The 19,972-nt window shown below is 41.8% G+C and carries 17 protein-coding genes; 11 read left to right on the top strand and 6 right to left on the bottom strand.

The features are described 5' to 3' along the window. The first annotated feature begins 2 nt into the window (after positions 1–2). From Q0465_RS04265 to ychF, 4 genes are all read left to right on the top strand, one after another. On the top strand, positions 3–1,547 hold the full coding sequence (locus Q0465_RS04265; protein ID WP_298613284.1) for an Rne/Rng family ribonuclease: 1,545 nt from the start codon (positions 3–5) through the stop codon (positions 1,545–1,547). A gap of 352 nt (positions 1,548–1,899) precedes the next feature. Continuing rightward, a complete protein-coding gene (locus tag Q0465_RS04260; RefSeq protein WP_298613281.1) occupies positions 1,900–3,930 on the top strand; it encodes a cytochrome c biogenesis protein CcdA in 2,031 nt (676 codons plus the stop codon). A 174-nt stretch (positions 3,931–4,104) separates the two neighbouring features. After that, positions 4,105–4,725 carry a DUF5715 family protein gene (locus Q0465_RS04255; RefSeq protein ID WP_298613278.1) on the top strand — a complete coding sequence of 207 codons (621 nt, stop codon included), beginning with the start codon at positions 4,105–4,107 and terminating at the stop codon, positions 4,723–4,725. A gap of 351 nt (positions 4,726–5,076) precedes the next feature. Next, on the top strand, positions 5,077–6,177 hold the full coding sequence (ychF, locus tag Q0465_RS04250; RefSeq protein ID WP_298613275.1) for a redox-regulated ATPase YchF: 1,101 nt from the start codon (positions 5,077–5,079) through the stop codon (positions 6,175–6,177). A gap of 221 nt (positions 6,178–6,398) precedes the next feature. Here the strand turns inward: ychF and Q0465_RS04245 are convergent, their stop codons facing one another. Further along, a complete protein-coding gene (locus Q0465_RS04245) occupies positions 6,399–7,025 on the bottom strand; it encodes an outer membrane lipoprotein carrier protein LolA (RefSeq protein WP_298613273.1) in 627 nt (208 codons plus the stop codon). Positions 7,026–7,197: 172 nt separating this feature from the next. Here Q0465_RS04245 and Q0465_RS04240 point away from each other — a divergent pair, with 172 nt between their 5' ends. From Q0465_RS04240 to Q0465_RS04230, 3 genes are all read left to right on the top strand, one after another. Continuing rightward, a complete protein-coding gene (locus Q0465_RS04240; RefSeq protein WP_298613270.1) occupies positions 7,198–8,118 on the top strand; it encodes a DMT family transporter in 921 nt (306 codons plus the stop codon). 99 nt (positions 8,119–8,217) lie between these two features. After that, positions 8,218–9,006 (top strand): diadenylate cyclase CdaA, encoded by a 789-nt coding sequence (gene cdaA / locus Q0465_RS04235; RefSeq protein WP_298613267.1) that lies wholly within the window; start codon positions 8,218–8,220, stop codon positions 9,004–9,006. Positions 9,007–9,082: 76 nt separating this feature from the next. Then, positions 9,083–9,934 carry a TIGR01777 family oxidoreductase gene (locus tag Q0465_RS04230; protein ID WP_298613264.1) on the top strand — a complete coding sequence of 284 codons (852 nt, stop codon included), beginning with the start codon at positions 9,083–9,085 and terminating at the stop codon, positions 9,932–9,934. A gap of 139 nt (positions 9,935–10,073) precedes the next feature. Here Q0465_RS04230 and Q0465_RS04225 read toward each other — a convergent pair whose 3' ends face one another. After that, the gene (locus tag Q0465_RS04225) at positions 10,074–11,021 is read right to left on the bottom strand and encodes a phosphoribosylaminoimidazolesuccinocarboxamide synthase (protein WP_298613261.1); all 948 of its coding nucleotides are present in this window, start codon (positions 11,019–11,021) and stop codon (positions 10,074–10,076) included. Positions 11,022–11,087: 66 nt separating this feature from the next. Continuing rightward, positions 11,088–12,068: a PhoH family protein gene (locus Q0465_RS04220; RefSeq protein ID WP_298613259.1), complete on the bottom strand. Its 981-nt coding sequence runs from the start codon at positions 12,066–12,068 to the stop codon at positions 11,088–11,090. 128 nt (positions 12,069–12,196) lie between these two features. Here Q0465_RS04220 and mazG point away from each other — a divergent pair, with 128 nt between their 5' ends. From mazG to Q0465_RS04200, 4 genes are all read left to right on the top strand, one after another. Then, positions 12,197–12,997: a nucleoside triphosphate pyrophosphohydrolase gene (mazG, locus tag Q0465_RS04215; RefSeq protein WP_298613257.1), complete on the top strand. Its 801-nt coding sequence runs from the start codon at positions 12,197–12,199 to the stop codon at positions 12,995–12,997. A gap of 23 nt (positions 12,998–13,020) precedes the next feature. Then, entirely contained in the window at positions 13,021–13,416 is a 396-nt protein-coding gene (locus Q0465_RS04210) for a hypothetical protein (RefSeq protein ID WP_298613254.1), read from the top strand. Positions 13,417–13,562: 146 nt separating this feature from the next. Then, entirely contained in the window at positions 13,563–16,793 is a 3,231-nt protein-coding gene (locus tag Q0465_RS04205) for an FAD-dependent oxidoreductase (protein ID WP_298613251.1), read from the top strand. Between the two features lie 307 nt (positions 16,794–17,100). Then, positions 17,101–17,940 (top strand): S1-like domain-containing RNA-binding protein, encoded by an 840-nt coding sequence (locus Q0465_RS04200; protein ID WP_298613248.1) that lies wholly within the window; start codon positions 17,101–17,103, stop codon positions 17,938–17,940. Between the two features lie 142 nt (positions 17,941–18,082). Here Q0465_RS04200 and Q0465_RS04195 read toward each other — a convergent pair whose 3' ends face one another. The 3 genes from Q0465_RS04195 to Q0465_RS04185 form a co-directional block, all read right to left on the bottom strand. Further along, complete coding sequence (locus Q0465_RS04195) at positions 18,083–18,457, bottom strand: DUF3127 domain-containing protein (protein WP_298613245.1); 375 nt, start codon at positions 18,455–18,457, stop codon at positions 18,083–18,085. Between the two features lie 86 nt (positions 18,458–18,543). Further along, positions 18,544–19,272 carry an FKBP-type peptidyl-prolyl cis-trans isomerase gene (locus Q0465_RS04190; protein WP_298613243.1) on the bottom strand — a complete coding sequence of 243 codons (729 nt, stop codon included), beginning with the start codon at positions 19,270–19,272 and terminating at the stop codon, positions 18,544–18,546. 16 nt (positions 19,273–19,288) lie between these two features. After that, the gene (locus tag Q0465_RS04185; protein WP_298613240.1) at positions 19,289–19,891 is read right to left on the bottom strand and encodes an FKBP-type peptidyl-prolyl cis-trans isomerase; all 603 of its coding nucleotides are present in this window, start codon (positions 19,889–19,891) and stop codon (positions 19,289–19,291) included. Positions 19,892–19,972 lie beyond the last annotated feature (81 nt).

The raw sequence follows: 19,972 nt of genomic DNA, 5'->3' as shown, positions 1-19,972 counted from the left end.
CAATGAACAGTGAGTTAGTTATTGATGTCAGGGCAGATGAAATCATCATCGCTTTGTTGAGAGAGAAAAAACTGATTGAACTGACGAAAGAGAAAACGAGCGTTCAGTTTGCAGTAGGGGATATTTACCTCGGGAAGGTTAAGAAAATTATGCCCGGGTTAAATGCTGCTTTTGTAAATGTCGGGTATGAGAAGGATGCTTTTCTTCATTATTTGGATTTAAGTCCGCAGTTTCACTCCTTGGATAGTTACATCAAACAGTGTATTGCCCGTAAAGGTTTGCCTGTGGCCAAGCTGAAACTGGAACCGGAAATTAGTAAAGTCGGAAAAATTTCCGATATACTGACGGTAGGGCAGTGGGTAGCCGTGCAGGTAGCTAAAGAACCCATTTCTACAAAAGGACCGCGGCTTACCTCAGAATTGAGTATTGCCGGACGGAATCTGGTGCTTATGCCTTTTTCAGAAAAGGTTTCCGTTTCCCAGAAAATTAAATCGCCAGAGGAACGGAAAAGATTAAAACGGCTTATCGAAAGTATCAGACCTAAAAACTATGGGGTGATTGTTCGGACGGTAGCTGAAGGGAAAAAAGTAGCCCAGTTCGACAGTGAACTCAAGGAATTGGTGGAAAGGTTTGAGACAGCTTTTAAACATATACGGGATATTGAACCCCCGAAATTGATTCTGGGAGAGATCGATCGCACAAGTGCTTTTCTACGTGATATATTGAATCCCTCATTTGAAAATATTTATGTAAATGATATCACGTTGAGTAAAGAAATCAAACACTTTCTGAGTACGATCGCTCCGGAAAAAGAAGATATTGTCAAATATGTTTCCCCGGAAATCCCCATACTCGATCATTTCGGGGTAGATAAACAGATCAAATCTTCTTTGGGAAAAACGGTTTCGTTTAAAAACGGAGCTTACCTCATTATTGAACACACCGAGGCTTTCCATGTCATTGACGTAAATAGTGGGAACCGGGCAAAATTGGGAGACGACCAGGAATCGAATGCCCTGGAAGTAAATCTGGCTGCTGCAGAAGAGGTGGCCCGACAGTTGCAGTTGAGGGATATGGGAGGAATTATTGTTATCGATTTTATCGATATGCAACTGGCCGAAAATCGTCAGAAGTTGTTCGATAAGATGAAAACCTGTATGGAAATCGATCGGGCAAAACATACGATATTGCCCTTGAGCAAGTTCGGTTTGATGCAGATTACCCGTCAACGGGTAAGGCCCGAGATGACAGTAGATACCATGGAGGTTTGTCCCGTCTGCCACGGTACCGGAAAAGCTGAAGCCGCTATACTGGTGATTGACAAGATTGAAGACCAGCTGGAATACATTGCGAAAGAGAAAAAATGTAAAAATATTGTATTAAAAGTACATCCTTTTGTGGGAGCTTATTTAAAGGAAGGTTTCTTTTCTTTACGATTAAAATGGGCTTTCCGTTACCGGGTTTCTTTAAAGGTAGTAGATGTTCCTTCTTATTACATTTATGAATATCACTTTTATAATCAATATAAACGGGAAATTGCGGATTGATAATGTTTAACTGTTTAAGGAAAGGGAAAATGTTATGATTCCGGGTGAATGATTTTGGGGGAAGGGAAGGATATCGGGATAAAGTTACGGTTCTGGAGGGGATAGCAGAACCGATTTTTTTAAGTAGAAAGTGACCATAAGGAAAACAGAGAATACTCATTTCTCGTTAAGATTTTTCGGATATTCGTGTGCTGTTCACTGAAACCTTACCTCTGATAGTTCGTTTTTCATTAATTAAATGTTAAATAGGGAACAGACTTTCGTCTGGGGGAAAAATTAGTTCTATTTTTGTTTCCGGATAGTAAACTGTTGCAGGAGAATTATACACTTCAATTTAATTATATATTCATTTATGAAAAAAGGATTATTTACTTTTTTACTGACTTGTATTTTAGGTGTAATGGCATTGAGTGCGCAGGTAGAAAACCCGGCAACCTGGACATTCACCCAGAAAGATTTGGGGAATGGGGAATACGAGCTGACTATGCAAGCAATTCTGGAGCCGGGTTGGAAAGTGTATTCTATGTTTACGCCGGAGGGCGGACCTTTGGCTACAACTTTGACATTGAATGAGGAGGGAAAGGGTGTTGAATTTATCGGTAAGGCCGTTGAAAATGAACCTCAGAAACATTTCGATGAATTATTCGATGTGGATGTCTGGTATTTTGAAAGCGAATATATTATTAAACAAAAGATAAAGGTGACAGATCCTGTCTTAGCTGCAGTAAAAGGTACATTGGAATATCAGGTCTGTCAGCAGGGGCAGTGTATTATGTTCGATACCGATTTTGAGATCCCTCTCTCCGGACATCAGCAGGATGTTAGCCGGGAAACGGTAACAGAACAAATACAGCCGGCAACAGGAGATCACAAAGGGGATGAATCTTTGTGGACATTTTTCTGGTTGGCTTTTATTGCCGGTTTGGCAGCTGTAGTGATGCCTTGTGTATTTCCGATGATTCCCATGACGGTTTCTTTCTTTATGCATGGGGATGCGAATAAGGCGAAAGCCAAGGCCAAAGCTTTGTTTTTCTCTTTATCTATTATCGTAATCTATACGATACTGGGAGTTGTCGTTTCTATTCTTTTGGGACCGGATTTTATTAATTGGCTGAGTACGAATTGGGTACCGAATCTGTTCTTTTTTATCATTTTCATGATATTCGCTGCCTCTTTTTTCGGGGCATTCGAAATTGTACTTCCTTCCTGGCTGGTCAATAAATCCGATAAGCAGGCGGATAAGGGCGGATATGTAGGAGCTTTCTTTATGGCTTTTACCCTGGTCCTGGTTTCTTTCTCCTGTACTGCCCCGATTGTCGGGACGGTTTTAGTTGAGGCTGCCCGGGGGTCTGTATTGCGGCCCATCATCGGTATGCTCGGGTTTTCCCTTGCTGTTGCCTTACCATTCGGTTTTTTTGCTTTTTTCCCTTCAAAACTGAGTAATCTGCCCAAGTCGGGAGGGTGGTTGAATTCAGTAAAGGTCGTTTTGGGATTTATAGAAATTGCTTTGGGGCTTAAATTTTTGATGGTAGCCGATCAGACATATCATTGGGGATTACTGGACCGGGAAGTGTATATCGCCATTTGGGTAGCCGTATTTACTTTGCAGGGCTTCTATCTGATGGGTAAACTGAAGTTTAAAAACGACAGTGATCTGTCCTATATCGGGGTGCCCCGCCTTGCTTTTATTATCGCTACTTTTGCTTTTGTTGTTTATTTAATTCCCGGAATGTTCGGAGCTCCGCTGAAAGCCCTGGCCGGTTATTTACCTCCTCAGGAGACTATAGATTTTGATGTCAACCGGATTGTGAGGGATAATGCAAAGGAAATTATGAAGAGCGGCATAGCTGTCGGGGGAACAAATAGCCGGACTATGTCAGAGGCATGCGAAGATCCCAAATATGCTGATTTTTTGCATTTGCCTCATGGTATAGATGGTTATTTTGATTTTCAACAGGCTTTGAAATGCGCCCGGGCTCAGGATAAACCTTTGTTTATTGATTTTACCGGTCACGGATGTGTCAATTGCCGGGAAATGGAACAGTCTGTATGGTCTGACCCCCGTATTTTAGATATGCTGAAACACGATTATGTGGTGGTTGCCCTGTATATCGATGATAAAAAATCATTGCCGGAAAATGAATGGTATGTCTCCGATTATGACGGGAAGCAGAAAAAAACACTGGGTAAGAAAAATGCGGATTTTCAAATAAAATATTTCCATTCAAATGCCCAGCCGAATTATATTTTATTGGATAGCCGGGCAGAAGGACAGGACTTGGAGAAATATATGCTTATGCCTGCCAGAGGGTATGACTTGAATCGGGATGCTTTTTATGAGTATCTGAAAGAAGGGTTGAAGAAATTTAAGGAGAGGAATTGAAAGAGGGGAATGCTTCCTGGCGGAAGCGGATCGACGTTTCGCGGATTAACGGAACTAACGTTCCGGATGAACGGATTAATCGGGTACAAAGTGCCGTTAATCCGAAAATAATTAAAACTTCTCTTTCGTAAAATTTTTTTATTTTGGTTATCTTTGCCTCCTAAAAGAGGTGGGATGCGCTATTTATGTTTATTTCTGATTTTTATTTTTTTACTGGAAGCAGGATGTCAGGGGCGTAAGAAACCGGAGCGTTTCGTCTATTTCCGAAATTATTCCCGTACTTTTAACGACCTGAATGACCGTCATTTGAAGGGAGCCCGTAAATGGGGTATTGAGCCGGTAAGTTCCCTGGAAGAATTAAAACGCCAAAAGGGAAAGATAGAGGAGATAAGATCCTGCCGTTTATATGAAGTCGATCCTCTGACACATTCCCAGCCTTATCTGGTACCTCGGGCAGCCTCTCTTTTACAGACGATTGCTGCTAATTTCAAAGACTCTCTTTCCCGTAAAGGGATGCCTTCCTATTCTGTCATCGTTACCAGTGTATGGCGTACGAACGAATCTTTGAAAAAATTACGCCGGCGCAACTTGAATGCCAGTGCCAACTCAGCTCATTTGTTCGGTACTACTTTTGATATTGCTTATACCCGGTTTAAAAAGTCCGGTTTCCGGGAAGCGGAACCCGACAAATTGAAATCCGTATTGGCCGAGGTATTACGGGATTTGCGAAATGAAAAACGCTGTTATGTCCGTTACGAATCCAAACAAGGATGTTTTCATATTACTGTGCGCTAAAGATTTACTCCCTTTTATTTTGCAGTACCTAAAGACATACTGGATTTTGGAAAATATGTTTTCTTTCGGATAAGGAAGCATTTTCCTGCTTTCAACTCCGGTTTAGTCTGATCGTGTAGCGAATGAAGGGGAGCTGCCGGAAACGGATGTGAATCAGGTAAACAGTGAAAAGGCAAAGTCAGAATTTTTTGTCGTAAAGGACAGAAAGGAATAAAAGTATTAAAAATCCGGAATTTCCTCAGGCGAAATGGCGGAGAGGAATTTGGAAGATACTTTGGATTTTGGTATTTAAGTGTTACCTTTGTGGGCTGATAATTTTAGGCTTCCGGCTTATAACTTTAACTTGAATTCATGGGATTACAATGTGGAATTGTCGGACTTCCGAATGTAGGTAAGTCGACTTTATTTAATTGTTTGAGTAATGCAAAAGCGCAGTCGGCAAATTTCCCTTTTTGTACGATAGAACCAAACGTAGGAGTAATTACGGTTCCGGACGAACGTTTAAACCGTTTGGTCGAAATAGATAAACCGGCAAGTGTGGTACCTGCAGTAGTGGAGATCGTGGATATTGCCGGTCTGGTAAAAGGAGCGAGTAAGGGGGAAGGTTTAGGAAATAAATTCTTGTCCAATATACGGGAAACGGATGCCATTATTCACGTATTGCGTTGTTTTGATGACGATAATATCGTACATGTGGACGGGAGTGTCGACCCGGTGCGGGATAAAGAAATTATCGATACCGAATTGCAATTGAAAGATCTGGAAACGGTGGAAAACCGCTTGCAGAAAGAAGAAAAACGGGCAATGACCGGAGGGGATGCCAATGCAAAGCGGTTGGTGGAAGTACTTTATCTTTATAAAGCTGCTCTGGAAAAAGGTTTGTCGGCCCGGACGGTGGAATTGAATGAACTGCAGCAGGAGTCGGCCCGGGATTTGCAATTGCTTACCAATAAACCTGTTTTGTATGTATGTAATGTAGACGAAGCCTCGGTTGTGCAGGGAAATAAATATGTAGAGGCTGTCCGGGAGGCTGTTAAGGATGAAAAAGCTGAAGTACTGATTATCGGAGCCGGCATTGAATCCGATATAGCGGAATTGGATACTTACGAGGAAAAACAAATGTTTCTGGAAGATATCGGGTTGAAAGAAGCCGGCGTGAATAAATTGATCCGTACTGCTTATCGCTTATTGAATCTTCAGACGTTTTTTACAGCCGGAGCTAAGGAAGTGCGGGCCTGGACTTTTCGCAAAGGGATGAAAGCTCCGCAAACTGCCGGTATTATCCATACCGATTTCGAAAAAGGTTTTATCCGGGCTGAGGTGATCAAGTATGAGGATTATGTGACATTGGGATCGGAGGCGAAGTGTAAGGAGGCCGGAAAGATGTCGGTGGAAGGAAAAGATTATATTGTACAGGACGGGGACATTATGCATTTCCGTTTTAATGTTTAGACCGGCAAGAATAGATCCCTGTTTCGCAACAGAAGATATAAAACAGTATACTAGATCACAGCACTGAACTTTTCATGGAAAGTTTAGTTTTTCAGGGAAGATTTGGATCAATAACTCCCCCGGCCGGCAGTTTATCGTTTAACAGTTCAGGTTGTAAACGGAAACAGATCCCTCCTTTGCTTTTAAGTCTTTTATGCAGCTGAATATCGGATTTCAGTTGTTTATCTCATATCCACCACTTCCACTTCCGGGTGGGCTGCTGTATCAAATTTAAAAAAGGAATCAGCCGGGAGAGGCGAAGGCTGCTTAATGCTCTTTATCCGGATGATCAGATCGTTACCGTCTTTCCCGAAAGATCTGACTTCTTCTATGGAAGAAGTCGCTGTTTTTACACGGATACCTATTTTGGTGAAATTTTTATCGTCCTGGAGCGGATAAAGTTCAATATAAGCAATTCCGTTTTCAGTGGAAAGTAATTTTTGGGTAAATCCGGTATTGTGAATATCGAATATTTTGGTCGGACTCAGCATTTCTTCTTCCTCATCCGATGGATTTTTCAGGTTCACTTCATTTACTTCCGGCATGTAAGTATAGATATTCTTCCCGTCGTAATAGTTTTCTACCTCCATGATGTTGAGTTTGTAAAGATTGCCTTTCATCCAGGCTTTTCCTTCATGGTTTTCCTGAATGTTCTCGGCTTTGTTTTCCATCGTGAGTGTGAAATCGATTTCTACGGCAGGCAAAGCTTTAATTTTGGCGGTAGACTTATCCAGTATTGTTTTCGCTTCATTCTGGGCATAAACAGTTGCACAAACGAGCAAAGTGATAATCGTAATCCAATATCGCATAACTTTTCTTTTAGAGAATATCTGCAAAGATAATGATTTTAAAAACCTCTTTTTATTTTTTTTCGTTGAAAAAACCAAACAGTACCTAAAAACTTATACCGGAAAAATTATCTGATAAGCGCAGGCGTTTACGGAATGAATTCTTTAATTTTGCAGCACAAAAAATGGAGGCATGGAAAAAATAAAAGGAATAATTTATGCATGTATTTCTGCGGCTACCTTTGGGATGATTCCATTGTTTGCCAATACGGCCATGCGGGAGGGGATAAATAACGATACGATATTAGTGTACCGCTATGTGATTGCTGCCCTTGTGTACGGAATCTACCTGGCCTTCCGGAAAATATCCCTGAAAATTGACCGGGAAACTTTGGTTGAGCTACTGTGGGCCGGAGTCGGTGGATATGGAATTACTGCCTATTTTTTGTTTTTGTCCTATCGGTATATGCCTACCGGAATTGCTACTTCCATCCATTATCTGTATCCGGTGGTCGTCGCTGTGTTTATGTCGTTATTTTACAAACAATATTTGTCTTTACGGGTGAAAGGTGCAATTGTACTGGCTATTCTGGGAGTGTACTTTATGTCCTGGAGTAATGGGGAAATCAGATGGGCCGGTTTAGTATTTGCATTGTTGACGACTTTTACGTACGGTACTTATATCGTCGCCTTGAACCGTCCGCATTTGAAAGCGTTGAATGCAGATGTGCTGACGTTTTATGTATTGGCTTTTACGGCTATTTTTTATCTGATAGCAGCTGGATTGAGGAGAAATTTAGTACTGGATTTTACGCTCCGTTTTGTATTTGATATGTCGATGCTGGGAATTTTGAGTACGGTGATCTCTGCCCGGCTTTTAGTAGCAGCTGTGGCCCGTATCGGGTCGGTAGCAACATCGGTATTGGGAACTTTGGAACCGATAACTGCTATTATAGTTGGCGTTTTTGCTTTTCAGGAAGAATTGGGAGTTAAAAATTTTGTCGGTTTATTACTGGTATTAATGTCCGTATTGATCGTCATCCTCAGTATGAATGAACGGCATAAGAAGAATCAGTTGAAAACCAAAGCGACAAATACAGAGCCGTCTGCCTGAGACGGAAGAGGAAAATATCCCTCGTTTACATTCCTTTGTTCTTATTGGTAGATTGGTATATTTTATTTAGTTTTGTGTATTATTTAAACAGACCTGTAAATGATTTCGTTGTTTATCAAGTTCGGCATATTTGATGTCCTGGATATTTTAATTGTAGCTTTCATTTTTTACCAAATCTATCGGTTAGTGAAGGGGACGGCTGCTATTAATATTTTTGCAGGTATATTTATTTTTTACCTGGCTTGGTTGCTGGTGAGGGCTTTTAATATGGAATTAATTTCTTCCATCCTGGGGCAGTTTATCGGTATGGGGGTTATTGCTCTTTTAATCGTATTTCAGCAGGAAGTAAGGCGTTTTCTCTTATTGATCGGAAGTAAATACAATTTGCAGAATATCTTTAATCTGGAAAGTTTATTTGCTAAACCTGTGATCAAAGAAGATGTTTCGGAGGCGATTGTACAGTCTTGTGAATATTTTTCCATGACGAAGACCGGAGCATTGATTGTATTTGCCCAGAATACGGAATTGTTCAATTATGCCCAGACAGGCGTAATTCTGAAAGCAAAAGTATCCTCTGATTTAATTGAAAATATTTTTTTCAAAAATACTCCTTTGCACGACGGAGCTGTTATCATTGCTGAGAATAAAATACTGGCAGCCCGTTGTATTCTGCCTGTATCGGATAAGACAGATCTACCGGGCAGTATGGGATTAAGGCACCGGGCAGCTCTCGGATTGAGTGCCGTTAGTGATGCTCTTATTGTGGTGGTCAGCGAGGAGACCGGAAATATCACTTTTGTTAAAGACGGGAATTACAAGGTACGGATCAGTCCGGAAGAATTACGTACTTTTTTACACAATGATTTTAAAGGGTTTATCGTAAATTAATCCGGTTTGCATTTCCATTTATTCCGAAACTTTTCTTTTCTTTCACCGTTAATAAGCTTTGCAAACTGTAAAGCTTATGAATGTATTGGTAACCGGTTTGGGAGGATTTATCGGTCAGCAGGTAAAGAAAGTGTTTGAGAAAGAAGGACACCGGATTTATAGTGTACCGAGAGAAATTTTACTGCCCGGAGGCAAGAACTTGCAGGAAGCTATGGAAGGGGCGGACGTCATTGTCAATCTCGCCGGAGAAAGCCTGATCGGGCGTTGGACCAATGAAAAGATGATTGAGATTGTGGAATCCCGCCGGGTAATTACCCGGAATCTGGTGAGTGCCGTCAATGCTTCCGGAAAAAAGCCTTTTTTGTGGATCAATGCTTCAGCGGTCGGCATATATAAACCCGATGTGTTTTGCGACGAAGAATCGGTAGATTTAGGGAATAATTTTCTGGCAGCTGTGGTGAAAGCCTGGGAAAAAGAATTGAATGCTTTATACCGGGTTCGGCGGGTAATCCTGAGGTTCGGAATTGTTATCGGAGAGAACGGGGGAGTAGTCCGCAAACTGATGCCTTTGGTTAAAGCACGTATCGGACTTGTGCTGGGAAACGGGAAGCAGGAATTTCCACTTATACATGTGGAAGATGTAACCGGATTTATGCTTTATACCTTACAGAATGAGGAAATGAACGGGGTTTACAATATGGTGATTCCCAATGCGGTTAATTATAGACAATTTGCACAGGGACTGGCTTCGGGCCGGCCTCCTTTTGTCACTTTACCGGTGCCTCGCTGGTTATTATGGTTGGTTATGGGGGAAGCCGAAAGCGTATTGACCCGCTCGGCCCATGTTTTACCGATGCGGATGATGAGATCAGGTTATGAATTGAAATATAGGACTTTAAATGAAATGATAGTCGGGAAGAAAATTTAATTCGGTGCTTCTCTGGGAGACTGACTAACGGAACTAAAGTCCGGGATGAGTTTTGATCAGAACAGTCGTTCCGTTAATCAGTGGTTTCAGATAAAGCTTTACCGGCCCAGATTACCGTTGACCGGGGGACAACAGAAGATTATAACAACGTCTTCAAACAAGCATTTACGTTATTTTCAATCCGTTTCAAAACGTCAGCACTTTCGTCTTTTACGAATTTTTGTCCGGTAATGTTTTCATATAATTCAATATAACGTTCTGTAATTCCATTGATAATGGCCGGAGTCATTTCCGGAATTTGCTGTCCGGCTTGTCCCTGAAAACCGTTTTCCATCAACCATTCCCTGACGAATTCTTTGGAGAGTTGTTTTTGTTTTTCTCCTTTTTGAAACCGTTCTTCATACCCTTCGGCATAGAAGTAACGGGAAGAGTCGGGTGTATGTATTTCGTCTATAAGGTAGATTTTTCCGTCTTTTTTCCCGAATTCATATTTTGTATCCACCAGGATAAGTCCTTTTTCAGCAGCCATTTCAGTACCTCTCTGAAATAAGGCGTAGGTATATTTTTCCAATAGCTCGTAATCTTCGCGGTTTACTAACCCCTGAGCGATGATTTCTTCCCTGGAAATATTCTCGTCATGGCCTTCATCTGCTTTTGTCGTAGGGGTGATGATCGGATGAGGGAATTTTTGATTTTCTTTCATTCCTTCGGCCAGCGGGTTACCGCAAAGCATCCGTTCTCCCTCTTTATAAGCACGCCAGGAGCTACCGGTCAGATATCCTCGGATGACCATTTCTACTTTAAAAGGTTCGCATCTGTGTCCCACGGTAACCATGGGGTCGGGGGTGGCAATTTTCCAATTGGGTACGATGTCGGCAGTAGCATCCAGAAACTTGGAAGCAATTTGATTTAATACCTGTCCTTTATAGGGAATTCCCTTTGGGAGCACCACATCAAATGCTGAAATCCGGTCGGAGACCAGCATGACCAGATACTCGTCATTGATGTTATACACGTCGCGTACTTTCCCTTTGTAGACACTTTTCTGCTTCGGAAAATGGAAATCGGTTTTTACAATAGCTTCCATGCTTATTTTCGTAATTATTGTTAATTTATATGAGACAGGCAAAAGTAATAAAAAAACTTCCGTTGTTTACCGGTCCTGTTGTTTTTCACGATGATTTTCCTCTTTTTTTTCTTCCTTTTCTTCGTATGCCTTGACGATGTCTTTTACCAGACGGTGACGGATGATGTCCCCGGCATCGAATTCGACAAAAGCTATGCCTTTGATTTTATGTAGAATCCGGAAGGCGTGTATAAGGCCTGAGTCGGTCCGCCGGGGTAAATCAATCTGGCTCATATCTCCTGTGACAACAAATTTAGCACTTACACCCATTCGGGTAAGGAACATTTTCAATTGATTCCGGGTTGTATTCTGGGCCTCGTCCAGTATGACAAATGCATCATTAAGGGTCCTGCCGCGCATATAAGCTAAAGGGGCAATCTGTATGACGTCGGTTTCGAGATAATCTTCCAGTTTTTTAGGCGGGATCATATCCGATAAGGCGTCGTATAAAGGTTGTAAATAGGGATCTACTTTCTCTTTCATATCTCCCGGAAGAAATCCCAGACTTTCACCGGCTTCTACTGCCGGGCGACTGAGGATAATACGCCGGACTTCCCGGTTGCGAAGTGCTTTTACGGCAAGGGCAATGGCCGTATATGTTTTACCGGAACCTGCCGGGCCTGTGGCAAAGAGTAAATCATTGGTGCGGGCCAGCTCGACCAGTTTCCGCTGGTTCGGCGTACGTGCCCGTATGGCTTTTCCGGAATTTCCGAACAGAATGACCGATTCCAGGTCTTCCGGATTTTCAATGGTATTGTCTTCCAGTATGATCCGCTTTAAATTGGCCACCGTTAACATGTTGTACCGATGGTAATGTTCTAAAAGGGCTGTAATTTTGGAATAAAGGATTTCGATGTCGCTTTCTTCCCCTTGTATGATTATTTCATCTCCTCTGGCGATGATCTTCAGCTTGGGGAAATAGTCTTTCAGTATATTGAATTTAGTGTTATTAACGCCATAGAAATCAATAGGATCTATATTTCCGATACTAATTCTTTTCTCTATCATGAAACTTCAAATAAAACCTTTATTTTTGCAGGTGCAAATTAATAAAAAAGGATTAAGGTTAGGTGAATGGGGATTAAAGTTTTTAATCCTTTTTATTTTAACGTCAATTTCCGGAGAATGTTGAGATTATGAATCATTTGAATGAGAAAAAAGAAGCTTTTGCTGATCTTTTGGAGATCATAGAAACGCTCAGAAAAAAGTGTCCCTGGGACAAGAAACAGACTGTCGAATCTTTGAGAAGTCTTACGATCGAAGAAGTATATGAATTGGGAGATGCCATTCTGGAAAAAGATATGCCGGAAGTGAAGAAAGAGTTGGGGGATTTAATGATGCATATGGTTTTTTATGCAAGTCTGGCTGAGGAACAGGGAGATTTCGATATGGCAGATGTGTTGACCGATATCTGTGAAAAATTACGTTACCGTCATCCTCATATATACGGAGATGTGCAGGTAAAGGATGAAAAGGAAGTTTTACAAAATTGGGAACAATTGAAATTGAAAGAAAAAGGCCGGAAACATAAAGTATTGGAGGGTGTTCCCGTTTCTTTACCTGCTTTGGTGAAAGCCTATCGTATTCAGGACAAGGTGAGAGGAGCCGGGTTTGACTGGAAAAAAAAGGAAGATGTATGGGAAAAGGTAAGGGAGGAATTGGGAGAATTTGAAGCAGAAATGAGAAAAGGAGACGCTGAAAAAATGGAGATGGAGTTGGGGGATTTCTTATTTGCTGTAATCAATGCAGCCCGTTTGTATGGGATTAATCCGGAAAATGCTCTGGAAAAGACAAATCATAAATTTATCCGCCGTTTTGCCTATGTGGAAGAAAAAGCAAATATTGCAGGGAAAAAACTGAATGAGATGGAATTAGAGGAAATGGAAGCTTATTGGGAAGAGGCGAAGAAAGGAGAAAAACAGGAGAAGGAATTATAATTGCAATAGTAAAGAAATTGGGAATGAAGCTTACAGGAAAATGGAAATACCGGGAAAATTACGGATACGGTGTGGCGGAGGGAGAAGTGGTTTTGGAACAAGAGGGAAATAAGCTTTCCGGAAGAATTATTTTTACAGATAAGACAGAAGGGGACGGTACTTCCATGATTCAGGAGTTTCTTCGCGGAGAAATAGACGGACTGAAAATCCGTTTGGAAGCTCAGGAGTTTGATGTGATTTATTCGGAATATAAGGTTGAATATAAATTGGACAACTGGTTCGGCATTTTGGTTGACGGCACGACAATTAAAGGAATAAGTGTGGATGAACAGGGCATAGAAGGCTATTTTGTATTTGAAAAATGCAAAGAAAATTGTATCGGAACGAAGGGGATTCCGGATGCCGTTCGTGGAGAGTAAAAGTTTTTTTCAGGGAAAGAGGTACCGGAAAATTTTTTTTTACAGAAGATGTTTTTAGCGGAATAAAAAGTTGACGAAAGTCAGCTTTTTTTTTATTTTTTTAGATTAGGTTTACGCAGCTAAATAATCAAAATCATTGAGAAACCATGTCTAAAATTGAAAATCACCCTATACTGGATGTCCCTGTCAGGGATAAAGTTGTTTTTTTATACAATGGAAAGAAAATTGAAGCAGAGAGCGGGTATACGATAGCTGCGGCCTTACACCGGGCGGGTTATCCTATACACAGCCACAGTCTTGACGGACGGGAACGGTCGCTGGAATGCGGGATCGGTAAATGCGGGGCTTGTGAAATGTTGGTAGATGGGAAAATCCGGCGTATTTGCATCACCAAAGTGGATGGAATAAAAGAGGTAGAGGAAATTTCGGAAAAATGTATGCCGAAAGAGAAAACCAATGCTGTTCCGGAAAAAAAGAAGATATTGCGTACGACGGTGGTTATCATTGGGGCGGGCCCGGCTGGACTGGCTGTCCGTGAGGAATTCAATAAATACGGTGTAGATAATATTGTCCTCGACAGCAATGATAAAATCGGCGGTCAGTTTACCATGCAAACCCATCAGTTCTTTTTCTTTGAAAAGGAAAAGCGGTTTGGAGGGATGCGCGGATTTGACATTGCCAAAACACTGGCCGGAGAAAATTCAGATGGGATTTACCTGAATTCGGTAGTATGGGATTTATTGGAAGGGAAGAGAGTAGCAGTAAAGAATATTTCCACAGAAGAAGTGTTTTTTGTAGATGCTGATTATCTGGTAGTTGCTACGGGGGCCGTGCCTTTTATGCCGGCTTTTGAAAACGATGATTTACCGGGAGTCTATACGGCAGCAGTCGTGCAGAAGATGATGAATAATGAAATGACTTTGCTGGGGAAAAATGTATTGACTGTAGGTGCCGGAAATATTGGATACCTGACTTCTTATCAGTTGATGCAGGCAGGAGCTAAAGTAAAGGCTATAATAGAAGCGATGCCCCGGGAGGGTGGTTTTCCGGTGCAGGCCAACCGGGTGCGTCGTTTAGCTATTCCTGTAATGACTTCCTATCTTTTGCTGAAAGCTATTCCCAATAAAAACCGGGACGGAATTGTAGGAGCCGTGATTGCCCGTTGTGAGAATTTTAAACCGGTACCCGGCACTGAAAAAATTATTGAAGGAATAGATGTCATTAATATATGTACAGGCCTTATTCCGGATAATCAGTTGCTTACAAAGGGAAAGGAAGTCTTTGGGGGAAAATGTTTTGCTGCGGGGGATGCCATCCGCATCGGGGAAGGTACAAGTGCTGTATTGAAGGGAAGACATACGGCAATGCAGATTATGATGGAGCTGGGAGTAAATGTTAATTATGACGATTATCTCCTGTTGTCAAAAGAATATATCGATTCCCAGCAACATCCGCTGAAAATTCTGGATGAACCGAATTTGCCCGGTACTGACCGGATGTTGGCCCGTGGATTTGTACAAGCTGATTGTTTATACGGATTTGCCTGTAATCCCTGTTCTTTTGCTTGTCCTCACGGAGCCATTACAAAATCTTCTACTTCTGCTGTACCTACGGTTCATTACGATAAATGTATTGGTTGCATGGAGTGTGTTTACCAATGTCCGGGACTGGCTATTTTCGGGTATCACATCAAAAAAGATATGTTGTTTCTGCCTATAGAATATGAAGCACAGGAAGGACAGGAAGTGTATTTGGTCAACAATAATGGGGAAATACTGGGAGAGGGCGTATTGGAAAAGATATTGCGGAAGCCGAATAAAACCAATGTGGCCCGGGTAAAGGCCTTGACAATACATGGGGAAGAACTGACCTTGGTAAGGGGATTTATTGTAAAATCGGCTTATCCGGAACCTTTGGACCTGAAGCCTTTGCTTCGGGATGAAAAAGGAGAAACTTATATCTGTCATTGCGACGATGTGAAGTTGGAGGAGATATTGCAGGTCGTAGGGGACCGTTCTTTTATTTCTATCGATGAGATCAAGCATACGACTCATTTGGGGATGGGCCCCTGCCGCGGGAAACGTTGTATTCCCCGTCTGCGTCAGGCCTTGAGGAGTAGGGGAATAGAGCTGACGGGAGATGCTACTCCACGGGCTCCGCTTTCCAATCAGCTAAGCCTGGGAGAAATACATCCTGCTAAAAAAGGCGATATTTTCCTCGTAGCCAACCGGGAAAGTTTTAAGAAAATTGATGTGGGAGCACTTATTGCCGGCGGAGGTATAGCAGGGAGTTCTTTGTTCCGGTATATGGCGGAAGCAGGTATGAATCCTGTTTTGGTAAATGCTGACAGAGGATCTTCCTGGCGGAATATCGGAGGAGGACGCACAGCTTTTTCTTTACCTGAATTAGCGGAAATAGCTACCCGCAACCATTCTATTTTTAAAGAATTACAATATTTGTCCAATATCGACTACCGTCCGATCAAATATGTGAATTTTGCACACGATGAGGCGACTTATAAAGCGCTGGAGGCCAGTAAGGCCTGGTCGAAGGCCGAGATGATTTCCCCGAAGCAATTCCGGGAAGAGATTTCTCCTTATTTTAATCCTAAATCCAAAAAATACCTGGCTGCTTTAATTTCTGACGAATGCTGGCAGGCCACTCCGGGGAAAGTGGTGGACCTGGTCCGGAATATCGGTATTGCAGCCGGAGGTACGGTTATGGAAGATTGCCGGGTGATTGAAGCGGTAAAGGAAGGGAAATATACCAGTGTATTGGTGCTGACGCACGATAAGCAATATATAGAATACCGCACAGAGCATTTTGTAAATGCTTTGGGGAGCGGAGCGGGTAAACTTTGCGATAGCATGGGAATAGACGCCGGTTTGTATCCTGTAAGACACCAGGCTTTTATTACCCGCCGGCTGCCTATGCTGGGTAAAAACGGAACAAATCTGGATATGCTGATTGATCGCCAGGATTATAAGGGATTTTCTGCCGTCTACGGGCAACAAATTGCTTATACCGGACAGATTATCGGATGTGCTTCGCCTAAGCTGGATGCTATGCGTATCGATAAGAACCTCAAGTTGAATACCAAGGCTTTTCTGGAAATTGTCAGTGAGATGTTTGTGGAATGGATCCCGGACCTGGCGGGAGTAGGTATACAAGCCGTTTGGGCAGGTTATTATACAGAACCCCGCTATATTGTCGACCCGGAACTGGGATTGTTCGTAGGTATGCGCGGACATGGGTTTATGTTATCGCAGTATATTGCCAAAATGTATGTCGATAAGTTGATGGGACGACCTGTGCCGGAATATTTCGATAAATTGAAATTAAACGGACCGGGATTGTCGGAGAGAGCTTTTAAATAATTTTCGGTTTACAGAATACTGAAATGAATGCTTCCCCGGAAGCTGTTATTGCTTCGCTGATTACAGAACAAAGGTTACTGATTGTATCCCATGGTCGGAACCGGAAGTTCTTTAATCGGCGAAGCATCCGCAGGAATCTGTCTTGTAAAAATTGCTTTTGTTTATTCCGGCGTTTGAATAGCCGGCTGTTTACCTTTATGGACCTTTTTTATCCGGCCGATTGTCTAAATCGTTATTCATCAGCCTTATTCCGGTGTTCTGCATTTAGTTTCAATTTTATTTCCTATCTTTACGGCAAATTAGAAATATGATTGAAATTGGAAAATACAATACGCTGACTGTGGTGAAAGCTGTAGATTTTGGCGTATACCTGGATGGGGAGGAAAGGGGAGAAATCCTTTTACCGAAAGAATATGTACCGGATAATTGTTTCCCCGGAGACGAACTGAAAGTATTTATTTATTTTGATTCGGAAGACCGCATTATTGCGACCACAGAGATACCGTTTGTTACCGTTGGGGAGTTCGCTTATATGAAAGTGGTGGCTACCAGCAGCGTAGGAGCTTTTCTGGATTGGGGATTGCGGAAAGATTTGCTGGTACCTTTCCGGGAACAGCGGACGAAAATGACAGAAGGAAATTCTTATTTGGTATATGCTTATGTGGATGATGAGACAGAGCGGATCGTGGCTACTTCTAAAATAGAAAAATACCTGGATAAGGAAGCTGCAGAATATGAAGCGGGACAGGAGGTGGATTTACTGATTGCCCGTCCTTCCGATCTGGGATTTAATGTAATTATTAATCAGGCTCATTGGGGATTGATCTACCGGAATGAAATTTTTCAGCCTTTGCGGCTCGGACAAAAGCTGAAAGGTTATGTGAAGGAGGTCCGGCCTGACGGAAAAATTGACGTACGCTTGCAGCCCGGCGGGTATGTGGGAATAGATTCCCTTTGCCGGAAAATAATAGAGAAGATGGAAGACAATGGGGGAGTATTGGACGTATCCGACAAAACAGCTCCGGAAATTATTTACAAATTGTTCGGATGTAGTAAAAAGAATTATAAAAAGGCCATCGGAGCTTTATACCGTCAGGGCTTTATAGAACTAGGAGAAGAGGAAATCCGGTTAAAAGCAGCAGAATAAAAAGGGAAAATTTTATTTATATAAATATCCCTGGATACTGATAGCGTATTGGTCGTTTTGCCATACTCTGATCCGTATTCAGGGATATTTATTTACCGGCAGCAAAATTCTTCCGCTTTATGCGAAAAGATTTTCCGTCAGATCAGAAAGGGAGATCGTCGGCTTCCGGCATGGGAGGAATGTCCTCAACACGGTATTCCGGAATAGGTACATTTTCAGGCGTTTGAGGCTGGACTTTTTCAATACGCCAGCCTTCCAGATTGGTGAAATAAGAAATTTGACCCTTATTTTCCCATTTTCTTCCCCTTACATTGAAATATACTTTTATATTTTCGTTGAGAGCAATGTTCTCCAAAAGATCGCAGCGATCCTGGATCAACTGAATTTTTACAAAGTCGTTCCATTGGGGATTTTTTTCGTTTTCCACTTCAATGACGAATTCTCTTTTTTGGAATCTTTCACTAATGTGCTGGGTTTCTTCTTTAAAAATAAGTTTCCCGCTAATTTCGTAATTCATAAAATTGTAAATGATGCTTTGATTTTAATAAAACAGAGCCTGGAGTTATAGCCCCAAGCTCTGTATATTGTCTTTTGACCGACAATTTACTTATTGTTCTGGTTGCTTCCTCCTTCAGGTGATTCCGGAGTAACAATGTCTAATAATTCAACTTCAAATGTCAGGGCCTGATTCGGTCCGATACGCTGGTTTCCTCTGGCACCATAGGCCTGGTCAGCCGGTAAATAAATGATCCATTTAGATCCGACAGGCATATTTTGCAGGGCTTTTGACCAACCCGGGATCACGTGATTTAAAGCGAATTCTGCCGGTTCTTTTCTGTCCAGAGAAGAATCAAAAACTGTTCCGTCAGGTAAAGTTCCTTTATAATGTACTTTTACCATATCGGTAGCAGCCGGTTTAGGACCGTTTCCTTCTTTTTCCACCTTATAAAGAATGCCATTGCCCAAAGTGTCTACTCCGGATTCTTTTGCTTTCTTAGCCATAAATTCTTCACTTTCCTTCTTATTATCTTTTGCTAATTTCATCTGCAAATTCTGAAGATAATTGTTCAGGAACATTTGCATTTCCATATTGCTGGCTTTTATTTCTTTCTTCTCAATACCGGTGTTTACACCTGCTACGAAAGATTGCATGTTGAAATCCTTCATTTTAAACTGGCTTACACCTGATCCCTGGAGATAACCTAAGTAATAAGAAGCTGTATCACCTGCTGTTTTTAAAACCGGGGTAGTAGAGTTGAGGGATCCGCTGTTGCAACCGGTCATCATCAAAACACCGGCACAAAGGAACAAGAATAAATTTGTTGTTTTCATTGTTTAGAATTTATAATTATACGATATCCAATAGTTCAACATCAAAAATAAGCGTTTCATTCGGTCCGATACTCCGGCCTGCACCCTGACTGCCGTATGCCAGTTCCGAGGGAATATACAGTTGCCATTTCGAACCTGTATTCATCATTTGTAAAGCTTCAACCCATCCTGCAATTACTCCGTTTACCGGAAATTCTGCCGGCTCTCCCCTGCGGATAGAAGAGTCAAAAATACTACCGTCAATTAACCGGCCTTCATAATGGCATTTTACGGTATCCGTAGCTTTGGGTTTCGGTCCGTTCCCATTTTTCAGAACCTTATATTGAAGTCCGCTGGGAAGTGTAATTACTCCTTCTTTCTTTTTGTTCTCTTCTAAAAATTTATTTCCGGCTTCCTGGGCCGTATTTCCTTGTTCTTGCTGAAGTGCTTCGAAATATTCCTGTAAAATTTTATTGGCTTCGTCTGGGCTTATATCCGGCATTTGACCACTGAAAACAGTTGACAGGCCGTCGTTGAATGCTGCTGCATTCAGTGTTTTTACTCCTGATGAAATCAGATTGCTGGCAATACTCAAGCCTAAACAATAGCTTACTTTATCAAAATGATCCGAATACTTCATTTTATGTTTTTTAAGTTTATGCCCGTTTCCCGTTTTGTCTTCCCGGACATTTGTTTGTATTTCTTAAATTAAATCATGCAA

It is taken from the genome of uncultured Odoribacter sp. (assembly GCF_937966165.1).
Classification (GTDB): Bacteria; Bacteroidota; Bacteroidia; order Bacteroidales; family Marinifilaceae; genus Culturomica.
The sequence above is the reverse complement of the archived record's forward strand: the minus strand, read 5'-3'. Positions and strand labels throughout refer to the sequence as shown.

Excerpts from the sequence above, each read along its gene's own strand:
- ychF (WP_298613275.1), top strand. The coding sequence starts at position 5,077 with ATGGGATTACAATGTGGAATTGTCGGACTTCCGAATGTAGGTAAGTCG.
- Q0465_RS04260 (WP_298613281.1), top strand. The coding sequence starts at position 1,900 with ATGAAAAAAGGATTATTTACTTTTTTACTGACTTGTATTTTAGGTGTA.
- Q0465_RS04245 (WP_298613273.1), bottom strand. The coding sequence starts at position 7,025 with ATGCGATATTGGATTACGATTATCACTTTGCTCGTTTGTGCAACTGTT.
- Q0465_RS04225 (WP_298613261.1), bottom strand. The coding sequence starts at position 11,021 with ATGGAAGCTATTGTAAAAACCGATTTCCATTTTCCGAAGCAGAAAAGT.
- Q0465_RS04205 (WP_298613251.1), top strand. The coding sequence starts at position 13,563 with ATGTCTAAAATTGAAAATCACCCTATACTGGATGTCCCTGTCAGGGAT.
- Q0465_RS04265 (WP_298613284.1), top strand. The coding sequence starts at position 3 with ATGAACAGTGAGTTAGTTATTGATGTCAGGGCAGATGAAATCATCATC.
- Q0465_RS04255 (WP_298613278.1), top strand. The coding sequence starts at position 4,105 with ATGCGCTATTTATGTTTATTTCTGATTTTTATTTTTTTACTGGAAGCA.
- Q0465_RS04200 (WP_298613248.1), top strand. The coding sequence starts at position 17,101 with ATGATTGAAATTGGAAAATACAATACGCTGACTGTGGTGAAAGCTGTA.
- Q0465_RS04185 (WP_298613240.1), bottom strand. The coding sequence starts at position 19,891 with ATGAAGTATTCGGATCATTTTGATAAAGTAAGCTATTGTTTAGGCTTG.
- Q0465_RS04240 (WP_298613270.1), top strand. The coding sequence starts at position 7,198 with ATGGAAAAAATAAAAGGAATAATTTATGCATGTATTTCTGCGGCTACC.
- Q0465_RS04190 (WP_298613243.1), bottom strand. The coding sequence starts at position 19,272 with ATGAAAACAACAAATTTATTCTTGTTCCTTTGTGCCGGTGTTTTGATG.
- Q0465_RS04210 (WP_298613254.1), top strand. The coding sequence starts at position 13,021 with ATGAAGCTTACAGGAAAATGGAAATACCGGGAAAATTACGGATACGGT.
- Q0465_RS04220 (WP_298613259.1), bottom strand. The coding sequence starts at position 12,068 with ATGATAGAGAAAAGAATTAGTATCGGAAATATAGATCCTATTGATTTC.
- cdaA (WP_298613267.1), top strand. The coding sequence starts at position 8,218 with ATGATTTCGTTGTTTATCAAGTTCGGCATATTTGATGTCCTGGATATT.
- mazG (WP_298613257.1), top strand. The coding sequence starts at position 12,197 with ATGAATCATTTGAATGAGAAAAAAGAAGCTTTTGCTGATCTTTTGGAG.
- Q0465_RS04195 (WP_298613245.1), bottom strand. The coding sequence starts at position 18,457 with ATGAATTACGAAATTAGCGGGAAACTTATTTTTAAAGAAGAAACCCAG.
- Q0465_RS04230 (WP_298613264.1), top strand. The coding sequence starts at position 9,083 with ATGAATGTATTGGTAACCGGTTTGGGAGGATTTATCGGTCAGCAGGTA.